Here is a 13,368-nt window from a genome sequence, read left to right as displayed (position 1 = left end):
TAGTGCCGTGGCGATGTCGAAGCCGACGCAGCCCCGTACGGAGTGCATATGGAGTTGATGCGCACGTACAAGGGGACGGGGCATGTGAACGAGAAGAAGGAGTACGTCGGGGAGGCGACGCAAGGGGAGACGGGCCGCACGCGTCCGTCGGAGCCTGGAGTGATGACGGACGTGCTGATCTCCGAACACGAGGCGGCGATCGCGGCGATCGCGGCGAGCGAAGACGCCTATCCGGGGGGCAACGTGCTCCTGACGGTCGAGACGGGATCGACCGGGCTCCGTGCGAAACGGAAGCGGGGCAGCTGGTCGACGTACCAGCTGTGGCCCGCGACGGCCCGGAAGACTTAGCCGACGCCGTTGCTCCGATGCTCCTCCGCCAGGTCGTTAACCCACTTAACGACGTCGCGAAGCATGGACGGCATGCCTCGAAGAGCTCCGCCGACGCACCGGTCCTCCGCCCGCGACGGCCCGGAAGACTTAGCCGACGCGCCGTTGCTCCGATGCTCCTCCGCCAGGTCGTTAACCCCCTTAACGACCTCGCGAAGCATGGACGGCGTGCCTCGAAGAGCTCCGCCGACGCACCGATGCTCCGCCCGCGACGGCCCGGAAGACTTGGCCGACGCGCGAACCGAACTGGCATGGGCCCTAGACGCCTTCGATACGATCCAAAAGCTTCTCGGACCGGAACGGGCGATCGGTTACGAGGACGCCGTCGCCTACTTCAAAGTCCACGTCGCAGAGAAGCGTACGTGGGGGTTCGCTCGGCTATTCATGGATCGGAAGACGCCGAGCGTCTCCGTGCCGCTCGCAGCGGAGCAGGTCGCAGGGCTCGCGTCCGGGCATGACGTGACCAGCGGTCCGCTCGGATGGAGCACCATCACTTTGGACAATGCCTCGCAGGTCGGCGAGCTCGCCGAGATGTTCCGGGCGTCCTATGCGGCCGTGCGTAAGGCCAAAGGGAAGGAGCAGTGATGCGCTCGCTGGGGGCCTGGGCAGCCGCTCTTCCCGCGCTCCTGCTGACCGGCTCGTCGACGTCGAACAACAACGTCACCTAGCCGTCGACAGACCGGATCGGGAGACCAAGCGGGCGTCGCGCCGTCTCGCTCAGGAGGCGAGCGAGTACGGTCGCTGGCTCTGACGCGCTCGTCCGAAGACGCCAAGGAGAGCTCAGGTCTCTTCTTCTTCGCCCTTGCCGTCGCCGCGGAGGCCGAGCGCGCGGGCCTTCTTGTAGAGGTGGCTGCGCTCGAGGTCGAGGTTGCGCGCCGTGGCGGCCATCTGGCCCCCATTGTGGGTGAGGGCGTCCTGGATGATCTGACGTTCGGCCTCTTCGACGAGCACACGGAACGGAACGCCAGGACGGAAGAGACCGGCCGTCTTCGGCGCGCCTCCACCCGGAAGGCACGTGCGCACGTCGGCGGCGCGGATGACGTCGTCGGGCGTGAGGATGACGAGGCGCTCGGTGAGGTTCTTGAGCTCGCGGACGTTTCCCGGAAAGCTGTAGGATGCAAGGACCGCGATCGCGTCGTCTTCGAGCTTCATGCCCGGGCGGTCGTTGGTCTTCGCCGCCAACTCGAGGAAGTGGCGTGCGAGCAAGGGGATGTCTTCGCGTCGTGCGCGGAGCGGTGGAATGTGCAGGGGCACCACGTTGAGGCGGTCGTAGAGGTCTGCGCGGAAGGCGTCGGACTCGCACGCTTTGACGAGATCGCGGTTCGTGGCCGCGACGACGCGCGTGTCGACCTTGATCGTCTCGTTTCCGCCGACGCGCTCGATCTCGCGCTCCTGAAGGACGCGCAGCAGCTTGGCCTGCATCGGCAGCGGCATGTCGCCGACTTCGTCGAGAAAGAGCGTGCCGCCGCTCGCGCGCTCGAACTTTCCGCGCCGCTGCTTCGTGGCGCCGGTGAACGCGCCCGCTTCGTGACCGAAGAGCTCGCTCTCGATGAGCTCGCTCGGCAAGGCCGCGCAGTTGAGCTTTTCGAGCGGCCCTTTCGCGCGCGGTGAGAGCTGATGGATGGCGCGGGCGACAAGCTCCTTGCCCGTGCCTCGTTCGCCGGTCACGAGCACGCTGGCCGCGCTCTTCGCCGCCCGCGCGATCTGCTCGACCAGCTTCTTGATGGCGGGGCTGTCACCGACGAGCTCTCCGGCCTGACCGCTCGCGAGGCGAAGCTCTCGGGCTTCGCTCTCGGCACGCTGCAGACGAAGCGCGGTCTCGACGGCGATGAGGAGCGCGTCGGTGTTGATCGGCTTCTCGAGGAAGTTGAGCGCGCCGAGTCGCGTTGCGCGCACGGCCGTGTCGATCGTCGCGTGACCGCTCATCATGATGACCGGCACTTCGTTCTTCGCCGCGCGCAGGCTCGAGAGGAGCGAGAGGCCGTCGCCATCGGGCAACTGCACGTCGAACAGGCAAAGGTCGTACGAGCGCTTCTTGAGTTTTTCGTCCGCGACCTTCACGCCGCCCGCGACGTCCACCGAATAGCCTTCGAGCGACAGGGCCTTCTGGAGGGTGGTGAGGATCGAGGGCTCGTCGTCGACGACGAGGAGATGCGCGTGCGCCATCCGGGGCAGGCTACTCTCTGAGCGGCGAAGGCGAGCAACGTTTCGCGACGCGCCGAGCAGGGCCGGACCGTATTTTACGGCCAGACGGACGGCTGAGTCTGATCGAACGCCGTGCGGGCAGATTCTGAACGAGGGCCGAATGACGCGTGAGAGGCCGTCGGATCGCAGCCTCGGCGCGGGGGCGTGGTGGTTCGAAGCGCATGTCCCCGTAGCCTGTCACCCGCAGGGTCGACTAAGCTTCGTCACGATGATTCGCCCGTCCCAGGCCGTTCTTCACGCCGTTCTCCAGGGCGTTCTCTTGGCGGCGGTGGCGTTTTCCACCGCGGCGTGCGGTTCGGGGCACGGACGTTTCGGAACCCCGGTTCATTCTGCGGAGCGCGCAACCGTCGCCGGCAACGAGGTCAGCGACGATGCCTTCGCCGGTGCCGTCCGCGACCTTCTCGCGAGCGAGCCGGGTAGCAAGGAGCGCGCGCTCCGCCTCCAGGGCGTCGTTTCGCGCCAGATGACGCGCGTTTCCGACCGCTTCAAGTCGAAAGATCGCGACCGCGCGGTCAACTCGCTTTCCGGGGCGATGGCCCTCGTCCACGCCGGTGAGCTGACGCCGGAGATGCTTGGCCCGCACGGGTACACGGCGCTTCGCGCGGCCTCGGACGAATTTGCTCGTCGCGGCGACGAAGGGCGTGCGCGCGCGAGCTACGAGATGCTCTCGCGCATCGCCCCGCCGCAGGAGCGCGCGGACATCAAAGGCCACCTCGACGCGATCAGCACGTGGACGCGCGATACCGGTGGCGGTGGCGTCATGCAGACGGCGGGGGCGCTCGAAGCAGCGGCGGTGACCCGTCACCTGCTCGAGCCCAGCAAAGAAGCGCGTGACGACGCGGCCGCCAAGACCCTCGACTTCATCGACAAGGCGCTCGCGGTCCGTGCCGCGCGTCGTGCACGAAATACCCAAATTTCTCGGGAAGAGGGAATGGAGGCGGTGCGCGCGCTCGAGACCGGGCCCACGGTTCTGGCGGCGCTCTACCTTCGCAACGCCGATGCGCCGGGCGCGCTGAAGGCACTCGAGACGCCGTCGCTCCGCGAGATCACGCGACCCGAGCTCGTGAAGGCCGTCGAGGCCGTGATCGAAAAGCCCGATTCGGACAAGTGGCTCGACGTCGCGCGGATGCTCCGTCCGCCGCCGCGCCAGGGCAGGGGAGAAGAAGAGGATTTCGGACGCGACTCGGATCTCCTCCGCATCGCCTCGTTCGCGGCTGCCGCCGAGGCGTACCGGCTCGATTCCACGTCGCCCGAGCCCGCCGCCTTCGTCTCCGCCATGCTCATCGATTTCGGCATGGGCGAGGCGGCGCCTGCGGTCGTCGCCGACGCGGTGAAGGCCCAGAAGGATCCGCGCATCGTCGGCCTCGGGCTCGCGCTCACCATGCAGGCCATGGGCATGGCGCTCGAAGCCGAAGAGGCCGACGGCGTTCGTCGCACGTTCAACGCGGCGCAGCCGATCCTCGCGGCCGCCGATGCGGTGAAGAAGGTTCAGCCGAGCCCGGCGAAGGTCTACGCCATGATGGGCGAGATCGAGATTCGCGAAGGCCGCCTTGCCGAGGCGCGCAAGCTTCTCGATGCCGCCGTGGCGCGCGAGAAGACGGGCGCGACGCTGCTGTCGCTGGCTCGTCTCGACTACCACGACGGCCAGGTGAAGAACGCGCTCGATCGCCTTCGCGAAGCGCTCGCGAGCGAAGACGTCGCCAAAGACGCGGCGCTCCGCGGCGAGATTTTGCTCCTCCAGAGCGACATCACGCGCGAGCAAGGCGACATGGGCGCGGCGCGCAAGCCGCTTGCGGACGCGCTCAAGGACCTCGCCCGGGCACGAAGCGCGACCGAAGGGGACGACCGCGCTCGCGTCGAACGACTCATCGCTCGCGCTCTCGACCGCTTCGGCGCAGGGCCGAGCGCGCTCAAGGCTCTCGAGCGCGCGCTCGAAGCCGCCCCGCGCGACAAGCGACAGTCGGCGGCGACCATCGGACAGATTGTCGGCCGCGCGTTCGTGAAGGGCGATCTCGCCGGTGCACGTGACGGCCTCGTACGAGGTGTCGCGGCCGAGCTCGGTCGCGAGGACATCGTGTACTACGCTCTCTGGGTGAAACTTCTCGAGCGCCAGATGCGCGTTCCTTCGGACGGCTCGGCTGACCGCGTGCTCCTCCAAGCCGCCGACGATCCTCGTTGGATCGGCAAGGTCGCCCAGTTCGGAGCAGGCAAGGTCAACTCGGCCGACTTGGTCGCGGCCGCACGCACGCCCACGCAGAAGACCGAAGCCCTCTTCTACTCGGCGATGGATCGGAAGATCTCGGGCGACGCGAAAGGCGCGGACGATGCGCTCAAGCAGGTCCTCGGCTCTCCGGGCCTCGATCTCATGGAAGTCGCTCTCGCGCGGGAAATCCTGAGTGGGACGCGCGCGCAGCTCGGCGGTCCGGTGCCCGAAGTCGGGCTGCCGTGATGGCGGCCCACGAGACAAGATAGTTCGAGGTCGGGTTTGGCCACGCGCGCGCGTCAGACATCCAGTGGAACCGCCAGCGGTCTCCGAGGCTCGATCGACTGGGGAAGCCTCGCGCCGCTCCGCATTCGTGCGCGCATGGTGGCGGAAGGCGTCTACGCCGGCGCGCATCGCAGCGCGCGAAAAGGTGCCGGCGTCGAGTTCGGCGGCCATCGCGCGTACACGCCCGGTGACGACCTCCGATGGCTCGACGTGCGCTCGTTCTTGCGCCACGGCCATTTGCTCGTGCGCCAGTTCGAGACGGAGACGGACCGCGCGCTTCGTCTCGTGGTCGATGCCACAGCATCGATGGGCTATCGAGGCGCGGATGCTCGCGGCGCCAAATACGCGTGGGCATCGCTCGTCGCCGCGGCGCTCGCGCGCGTGGCCGTCCGGAGCGGTGATCCGGTCGGCCTCGGCTTCATCGGTGGCTCGCCTCAGGCGAGGTCCGTTCCGGTGAGCGGCGGCCGTGAAGCGTTCGAGCGCGTGGTCGACGCTCTCGAAGGACAGACCGCCGAGGGCGACGCTCTCTCCGATACGGCGGCGCTCGATCGTGCGCTAGGCGGCCTCTCGCGCGCAGCACGGCGAGGTTCGGTCGTGGTGGTCTTCAGCGACCTGCTCGACTTGCCGTCCGTCGCGGCGGATCGCGTCAGCGCGATCGCCACGCGTGGCCGTGTCGTCGTGGTCGTGCAGACGCTCGATCCCGACGAGGTGACCTTTCCGTTCCGCGAGACAGTGCGCTTGAAGTCGCTCGAGGGCGGCACGGTGATCGAGACGGACGAGAGCGCGCGCGATCAGTACCTCGCTCGGCTCGCCGAGCTGCAGGACACCTGGCGGCGCACGCTCGTCGGTCGCGGCGCGAGCTTCCTCTCGATGTCCACCGATCGCGATCCCGTCTCCGCGGTTCGCGCCATCATCGAGGCGATCCGGTGAGCTTTCTCACGCTTCTCGCGCTCGGCATCGCGGCGCTCGTCGCCGCTCCGTACTTCGCGCACCGGCTGCGCCGCCAGCGCGCCGAGGAGCGGTCCTTCGCACCTGCGCGTCTCGTTCCGCCGGCGCCTCCCAAGGCGCGTCGCCGCGCACGCCTCGAGGACCGCCATCTCTTCGCCATTCGTGCGGCCTCCGTCGTCGCGCTCGCGCTCCTCGGTGCCTCGCCGCTGATTCGTTGCTCGCGTCTCGCGATGGCCCGCTCGGGAACGTCGGTGGCCGTCGCGATCGTGCTCGACGACTCGATGAGCATGCGCGCCGTCAAAGACGGCAAAACGCGGTTCGCGCGTGCTCACGATGGAGCGAAGGAGATCCTCGCCTCGCTGCACGCAGGCGATGCCGCGGCCATCGTCCTGGCGGGATCGCCTGCGCGCGTGGGGCTCGCATCGACGACCGATCTCGGCGCGGCGCGTGCTGCGCTCGAAGGGATGAACGAGACCGATCGCGGAACGGACCTCGACGGAGCCATCGCGATCGCGAAGACGCTCGTGGCCGACCTCCCGCAGATCGATCGACGCATCGTGGTCCTCAGCGACCTCGCCGACGGCAAGTCCGAGGCGGCGCCGCTCGGTGAAGGAAGCAACTTGCCGGTCTGGGTTGCCATGCCGGAGCTGCGCGAGCCCGCGGCGGCCGGTGATTGCGCCATCCTGGCGGCCGATCGCTCGAGTGGACGTGTTCGCGTGCGCATCGCGTGCGGGTATGCGGCCGTCGCCAAGGGCCGTCAGGTCGCCATCAAAGACGGCGACAAAGTGATCGGCACGGCGCCGCTTCCGGAGACCACCGTCGGCGAAGCCATCGTTGCGGTGACGGGCGACGACACGCGCGAGCTCGTCGCCGAGCTTACCGGAGGTGACGCCATCGCCTCGAACGATCGCGCGCCCGTCGTCGTCGAGGCTGGGCCAGCCGCGCTCGCCGTGGTGAACGACCGGACCGACGAGTCCGTCGCCACCGGCGGTGCACCCGTCATCGAACAGGCCCTCACGGCCTTGCACGTCGACATGGCGGTGCGGCCCATCCCACAGGCTCCCGATCGCCGCGAGGACACCACGGCGTTCGCCGCCATCCTGGCCGACGACCCGCCCGGCTTCACGCCCGAGCAGCGCCACGTGCTCGCGTCGTTCGTCGATCGCGGTGGGGTGCTCTTCATCGCGCTCGGCCGTCGCTCGGCCGCGGCTCCGCTCGGCGCGAACTTCGAGCCGTTCCTCGGTCGCGCCATGAAGTGGGAGCCGTCGCCGACGCCCGGCGCGAAGCCCGCCGACGCCGCCGCGTTCTTCGGAGAAGCGGCGGCGAGCCTCTCGGATCTGGCTCCGCAAGGACGCGTGAAGCTCGCCGAGGAAGACGTCTCGTCGTACGAGCCGGTACTCACCTGGGCCGACGGAGCTCCCCTCGTTGCCAGGCATTCACGTGGCCGCGGCGAGATCTGGATCTCCACCTTGCCGTTCTCGGTCGATGTCAGCGACTTTGCGCTGCGGCCCGGCTTTCTCGCGCTCCTCGACGCGTTCGTCACCCAAGCCCGGGAGCGTGCAGCGCCTCGTCGCTCCGACGTGGGCCTCCCCTGGAACTTCACCGGCGCTCGTCAGGTCGAAGTCGCGGGCCCTTCGGGACAGCTCCCGAACGTCACCGAGGGAGGCGCCTTGCGCGTGATCCCGGAGGTTCTCGGCGCGTACACCGTCACGCTCGACGGGGTGAAGGAGCTTCGCGTGGCGGCGCCGATCGCCGCCGAGACCGATCTTCGGCCGCGGAACGTGACCGCGAGCGCGACCTCGTCGTCGCTCGGTGGAGGGGAAGCGGTCGTCGACGTCTCCTGGATAATCGCGCTCGCGCTTCTCGCCCTGGTGGCGATCGAAACGGTCCTTCGGGCCGCTACGCGAGCCTCCGAAACTGCGACGTAGGCGCCTCGCACACGCTGCCTTTGTGTTGGCCGAACGGATGACGTAGAGAAAGGTGGCGATGACTCGTCTGCCTTCCTTGATTGGCCTTGCGAGCTTGGTGGCCGTTGCGGGATGCCATTCCGCCGGGCCCTACGGTTTTTCTCCCACGTACGCGCCCTCCGTCGAGGAAGAGAAGGCCATCACGGGCGCCCGCGACTACGACCCGGTCATGTTCGCGCGTGAGCCCGAGGCCTGGCGCAAGAGCAACGTCACGCTTTTCGGCGTCGTGACGAGCCGAGCGCCTGGTCCGGGCGGCGCCGTGTACATGACGATGAGTGTTCGCAAACTCGAGACGCGCAACCTCTGTTCGAACCGGAACGACGAGGAGTCGTGTCGCGTGACCGTCAGTGATCATGACTTCGGCGTGGTGCATGCGCTCGTCGCGTTGCGTCCCGACGACGACATGGGCGAGCACTCGCTCGGTGCAGGCTCGCTCGTGCGCGTGGTCGGTTCGTTCGGCGAAGATACGGATCCGAACGACGGCGCTCCGGTCATGCGGGCGGCCTTCTACCGCCATTGGCCGCGCTATTTCTTCGTGACCCGCAAGAGCGCTGACCTCATGCGTCAGTGAACGCCTGCCCGTGACAGGGCGTGCGCGATCGGTGCTAGCGTCCGCGGCGATGCTCGCCCGCTCGGCTGACGGAAAGTTCCTCGTTCTTCCTGCGCTGACCACGGCCCACTCGCACGCGTTCCAGCGGGCGATGCGCGGCGCGGCTCAGCGTCCGGCCGCGTCGAGCGGGCCGCGCGACGACTTCTGGTCGTGGCGAGGAGCGATGTACCGCGTGGCGACAGGCCTCGATCCGGAGTCGATCGAGCGCATCAGCCGCGTGGCCTTTCGCGAGCTCAGGGCCGCCGGCGTTCGCACGGTCGGCGAGTTCCACTACGTCCATCATCGACCGGACGGCACTCCGTACGACGACCGCACGGCGATGAGTGACGCCGTGATCCGCGCGGCCAAGGCCGAAGGGCTGAGGATCGCTCTCCTTCGCGTTGCGTATCATCGCGCCGGGCCCGGACGTGAGGCGGAGCCTGCACAGCGACGCTTCTGCGATGCACGCGTCGAGGATGTCGTGCGCGATGTCGAGTCGTTGCGCGCGAAATACGAGAACGATGCGGATGTTCGGATCGGCATTGCTCCTCATTCGGTCAGGGCCGTTCCGCCGGAGTGGATCCGCGAGCTCGCGGCGTACGCCACGACGCACGACCTACCGTTCCACATGCACGTTGCCGAGCAGACGCGCGAGATCGAAGAGTGTCTCGTCGAGACCGGCAAGCGCCCGATCGAGCTCCTCGCCGATCTCGGCGCGCTGACGAAGCGCTTCGTCGCCGTTCACGCCACGCATCTCCTGGCGCACGAAGCCGAGCTTCTCGGTCGTGCCCGGGCGTTCGCGTGCGTCTGCGCGACGACCGAGGCGGACCTCGGCGACGGCTTGCCGGATCTCGTTGCGCTACGCGCGGCCGGCGCGCGGCTCTGCACGGGCGTCGACAGTCACGTGATCACGGATCCGTTGGCCGACCTCCGCGCGCTGGAAACGCTGCCTCGACTCGCGAGTCAGAAGCGGGTCACGTTCACGCCCGCATCGGGTACTCCGGCTGAGACACTTTGGCTCGCTGGTTCGATCGAGGGTGCTGTCTCCTGCGGTTTCGAGGATGATGGCGGGACTTTGCGGATCCCGGTCGATCATCCTGCTCTCGCGCTCGTGGAAGAGGAGCTCATGCTGGACGCGATCGTGTTCGGTGGAAGCTCGGCGATGGTGGCTTCGATCGCGACCTGACCTGGAACGCGTCCCTGGAACGCGTCCTTGGTGCGGCCTGCGCAAAAGCTGACATAACGCTGTCAGACGGCGGAGGTAGCTTTCCTGATTCGAGCGCTGCCGCTCGAGCGCGCAAGTCGTGGCTGTGCTGTGAAAAGCCACCCACAAGCGCTACGCGATTGGATCTCCCTTTCCAGCTCTCGAGACCAACCCTCACCCCGGCGCGCGCATGGAGAATTCACGGCGATCAGTTAGCGGTCGGTCCCAAGCATCGGGCGCGGGGCCCTCAGCCAGGCAGGATCAAGCAGGCACCATGGCTGAGCATTTGCCGTCGAGTCCCCGGCAAATGACGAACAAGCCGAGCGGAGCGAGGCGAGTGAGACGAGACAAAGTGAGCGAGGGCAGCTTGGATGAAGCGGCTTGCGGAAATTCTGCGCAAACGGGAGACTTCGAGGCTCGCATGCAGCCTCTCTCGCGGACCCAGCAAGGGAAGCCCGTCGCGCGCAGTGGATCACAAGCGCAGGCGGTGAGTCCTTTCAAGCTGTCGTCGAACTTCGAGCCGAGGGGCGACCAGCCCGCGGCGATCGAGCAGCTCATGAAGGGCCTCGAGGATGGCGAGCAGCACCAGGTGCTCCTCGGCATCACGGGCTCCGGCAAGACCTTCACGATCGCGAACGTCATCGCACGCTCGGGTCGCCCCGCGCTGATCCTCGCGCCGAACAAGACGCTCGCCGCACAGCTCTACGGCGAGATGAAGGAGCTCTTCCCGGAGAACGCGGTCGAGTACTTCGTCAGCTACTACGACTACTACCAGCCCGAGGCGTACGTCCCCGCGAGCGACACGTACATCGACAAAGACGCGATCATCAACGACCAGATCGACCGCATGCGCCACTCGGCGACGCGCGCGTTGCTCTCGCGTCGTGACGTCATCATCGTCGCCTCGGTCAGCTGCATCTACGGTATCGGCAGCGCGGAGAGCTACCACGGCCTCCTCATCGACCTGAAAGTCAACGAGGAGTTCCGTCGCGACAACCTCCTGCGCATGCTCGTCGACATTCAGTACGAGCGAAACGACATCGACTTCCACCGTGGAACGTTTCGCGTTCGCGGTGACGTCGTCGAAGTCTTCCCGGCCTACGAGTCGGACACCGCCGTGCGCATCGAGTTCTTCGGCGACACGATCGAGGCGATCAAGGAGGTCGACCCGATCCGCGGCAAGGTGAAGGGCTCGCTCGACCGCTACGCGATCTTCCCGGGCTCGCACTACGTCACGCCTCAAGAGCAGATGCGCCGCGCCATCGGGGAGATCCGCGAAGCGCTGCGCGAGCGGCTCGACTTCTTCGACAAGGAAGGCCGCTTCCTCGAGAAGCAACGCCTCGAACAGCGAACCCTCTACGACATCGAGATGATGGAGCAGATGGGGTTCTGCAATGGCATCGAGAACTACTCACGCCATCTGTCGGCGCGCAAAGCCGGTGATCCGCCGCCCACGCTGATCGACTACTTCCCCAAAGACTTTTTGATGATCCTCGACGAGTCGCACCAGACCATCCCGCAGGTTGCGGCGATGTACCGTGGCGACCGCGCGCGAAAAGAAACGCTCGTCGAGTACGGCTTCCGTCTTCCGAGCGCGCTCGACAACCGGCCGCTCAAGTTCGAAGAATTCGAGGGCCACGTCGTCAACGCCATCTACGTCTCGGCGACGCCCGGTGACTACGAGCTCGAGAAGGCGCAAGGCACGTTCGTCGAGCAGGTCATTCGACCGACGGGCCTCACGGATCCGGTCGTCGAAGTGCGCCCTGTCTCGGGTCAAGTCGACGATCTGCTCGTCGAGATCCGTGACCGCGCCTCGAAGAACGAGCGCGTTCTCTGCACCACGCTCACGAAGCGCATGGCCGAAGACCTCACGGACTACTACCGCGAGCTCGGCGTACGCATTCGCTACCTCCACTCCGACATCGATACGCTCGAACGCATCGACATCTTGCGCGACCTTCGCCTCGGCGAGTTCGACGTGCTCGTCGGCATCAACCTTCTCCGCGAAGGTCTCGACCTGCCGGAGGTTTCGCTCGTCGCCATCTTCGACGCGGACAAGGAAGGCTTCCTTCGCAGCCCGCGCTCGCTCATCCAGACCATCGGTCGCGCTGCACGTAACTCGAACGGTCGCGTCATCATGTACGGCGACAGCATCACGCCGGCGATGAAGAACGCGATCGACGAGACCAATCGTCGTCGCGTGATTCAGGAGAAGTACAACAAGGACCACGGCATCATTCCGACGACGGTCATCCGCGCCGTCATGAACCTGAATCCGGCCGCCGGCACCACCGACTACTTCGAGGTTCCCAAGGTTCCCAAGGCCGGCAAGGGTGGAAAGGGCGCTGCCGCCCAGGTCGACATCGGCGAGCAGTTGCGTGCACTCCGCACCGAAATGTTCACGGCGGCGGAGAACCTCGAATTCGAGCGCGCGGCCAAGCTGCGCGACGAGCTCAAGAAGCTCGAAGCGATTGCGGGCGGCGGTGACGCCGCGGCGGGCGAGGCATTCTACGATCCGTACGCGGGCGCTCCCAAGAAGTCGCCCAAGAAGGCTTCGGCCGCTCGCGGCGCGGGAGCGAAGGCCAAGGCCGGAGCCAAGACCTCCGCCAGCCGCGGTCGCTGGAAGCGCTGATCTCCTAGGTCAGAGCGACCACTCCCCCGGAGGTTGTTGGTGCCGAGCACTTGCCCCGACAGGCGGAAGGCGGGGTGGCTCGGATCTTTTCCGGCGGCAGGATTCGCGTCGATGGCGCTGATCCAGAGCTGCTTCTTGCGCGTGACGGCGTTGGCGTCGGTCAGGATGTTGCCGTACGTCCGCTCGCTGACGAAGACGATCCAGTTGTAGCCGCCCGCGGCGACGGGCATGAAGTTCGGCTCGGCCGACGAGCTTGCCTCCTCGGCCTGGAGCACGCCGGCTCCATTGGCGTGGTCGAGCGCGATCTTCGTCGTCCCGTCGGGGCTCGTGAGCCAGAGGTCGACCTTGGCGCCGCGCGTGCGTGCCTGCGTCGACCTCTCGAAGGCGATCCAGTTCGAGTCCGGGCTGTACGACGGAAACGTCGAGCACGGACGCGTGGGGTCCACGTCGACGATCTTGTGGGTGTTCGCGAACGACGGCTTCGCGCCGCCGAGATCGACGTCGCTCGTCCAGAGGCTTGCGGTGTTGAAGTCGAGCCAGTTGCCATCCGTGCGCACGGCGAACGCGACGTGCTTGCCGTCGTTCGACCACGCGGGGTGAACCGGAAAGCCGGTGCCTGGATTGAGCTGCGCGCTCTCGATGCGGTCGTTGTACGGACTGAGCGACAGATAAGGGAATTGGCGCACCTGGCCCCAGAGCACGTGCTTGCCGTCCGGAGAAATTGCCTGGAAACCGGAGCCGTTCGGGCCGTCGTTGGGATTCGTGCCGTAGGCGAAGATCGACGCGCCGTTCGTCGTATCGAAGGTGCCCCAAGGGCTCGCGCTTCCGTTGAATCCGCTTACCAGGGTCCCGCCGTTCTTCGCGGCCGAGTGGCAACCCACGCACGTGACCCCGGCCGGCTTCTTCAAGAAATCTTCCGGTGTCGCGGCGCCTGGGCGAAGTCGCAGG

General features: G+C 67.2%; 9 protein-coding genes. 8 read left to right on the top strand and 1 reads right to left on the bottom strand.

The features are described from left to right. Window positions 1–48 precede the first annotated feature (48 nt). Together AKJ09_RS03585 and AKJ09_RS03580 are read left to right on the top strand one after the other, a co-directional pair. Window positions 49–348: a hypothetical protein gene (locus tag AKJ09_RS03585; protein WP_146645774.1), complete on the top strand. Its 300-nt coding sequence runs from the start codon at window positions 49–51 to the stop codon at window positions 346–348. 423 nt (window positions 349–771) lie between these two features. Next, window positions 772–972, top strand: coding sequence for a hypothetical protein (locus tag AKJ09_RS03580; protein ID WP_146645773.1), 201 nt, complete (start codon window positions 772–774; stop codon window positions 970–972). A gap of 195 nt (window positions 973–1,167) precedes the next feature. Here AKJ09_RS03580 and AKJ09_RS03575 read toward each other — a convergent pair whose 3' ends face one another. Beyond that, entirely contained in the window at window positions 1,168–2,553 is a 1,386-nt protein-coding gene (locus tag AKJ09_RS03575) for a sigma-54-dependent transcriptional regulator (RefSeq protein ID WP_146645772.1), read from the bottom strand. Between the two features lie 247 nt (window positions 2,554–2,800). Between AKJ09_RS03575 and AKJ09_RS03570 the strand changes: the two genes are divergently transcribed. The 6 genes from AKJ09_RS03570 to uvrB all read left to right on the top strand — a co-directional run bounded on the left by AKJ09_RS03570 (window position 2,801) and on the right by uvrB (window position 12,420). Next, window positions 2,801–5,041, top strand: a complete 2,241-nt coding sequence (locus AKJ09_RS03570; RefSeq protein WP_146645771.1) for a tetratricopeptide repeat protein — start codon at window positions 2,801–2,803, stop codon at window positions 5,039–5,041. A gap of 36 nt (window positions 5,042–5,077) precedes the next feature. Further along, window positions 5,078–6,010 carry a DUF58 domain-containing protein gene (locus AKJ09_RS03565; RefSeq protein ID WP_240488382.1) on the top strand — a complete coding sequence of 311 codons (933 nt, stop codon included), beginning with the start codon at window positions 5,078–5,080 and terminating at the stop codon, window positions 6,008–6,010. After that, entirely contained in the window at window positions 6,007–7,956 is a 1,950-nt protein-coding gene (locus AKJ09_RS03560) for a vWA domain-containing protein (RefSeq protein WP_146645770.1), read from the top strand. Before AKJ09_RS03565 ends, AKJ09_RS03560 begins: the two co-directional genes overlap by 4 nt. Before the next feature lie 58 nt (window positions 7,957–8,014). Beyond that, window positions 8,015–8,566 (top strand): hypothetical protein, encoded by a 552-nt coding sequence (locus AKJ09_RS03555; protein WP_146645769.1) that lies wholly within the window; start codon window positions 8,015–8,017, stop codon window positions 8,564–8,566. Between the two features lie 10 nt (window positions 8,567–8,576). Continuing rightward, entirely contained in the window at window positions 8,577–9,770 is a 1,194-nt protein-coding gene (locus AKJ09_RS03550) for a formimidoylglutamate deiminase (RefSeq protein WP_275936605.1), read from the top strand. A gap of 505 nt (window positions 9,771–10,275) precedes the next feature. Continuing rightward, window positions 10,276–12,420: an excinuclease ABC subunit UvrB gene (gene uvrB / locus AKJ09_RS03545; protein WP_240488927.1), complete on the top strand. Its 2,145-nt coding sequence runs from the start codon at window positions 10,276–10,278 to the stop codon at window positions 12,418–12,420. Window positions 12,421–13,368 lie beyond the last annotated feature (948 nt).

Source organism: Labilithrix luteola, assembly GCF_001263205.1.
In the GTDB taxonomy this organism is placed as follows: domain Bacteria; phylum Myxococcota_A; class Polyangia; order Polyangiales; family Polyangiaceae; genus Labilithrix; species Labilithrix luteola.
The sequence above is the reverse complement of the archived record's forward strand: the minus strand, read 5'-3'. Positions and strand labels throughout refer to the sequence as shown.

Excerpts from the sequence above, each read along its gene's own strand:
- AKJ09_RS03585 (WP_146645774.1), top strand. The coding sequence starts at position 49 with ATGGAGTTGATGCGCACGTACAAGGGGACGGGGCATGTGAACGAGAAG.
- AKJ09_RS03580 (WP_146645773.1), top strand. The coding sequence starts at position 772 with ATGGATCGGAAGACGCCGAGCGTCTCCGTGCCGCTCGCAGCGGAGCAG.
- AKJ09_RS03575 (WP_146645772.1), bottom strand. The coding sequence starts at position 2,553 with ATGGCGCACGCGCATCTCCTCGTCGTCGACGACGAGCCCTCGATCCTC.
- AKJ09_RS03570 (WP_146645771.1), top strand. The coding sequence starts at position 2,801 with ATGATTCGCCCGTCCCAGGCCGTTCTTCACGCCGTTCTCCAGGGCGTT.
- AKJ09_RS03555 (WP_146645769.1), top strand. The coding sequence starts at position 8,015 with ATGACTCGTCTGCCTTCCTTGATTGGCCTTGCGAGCTTGGTGGCCGTT.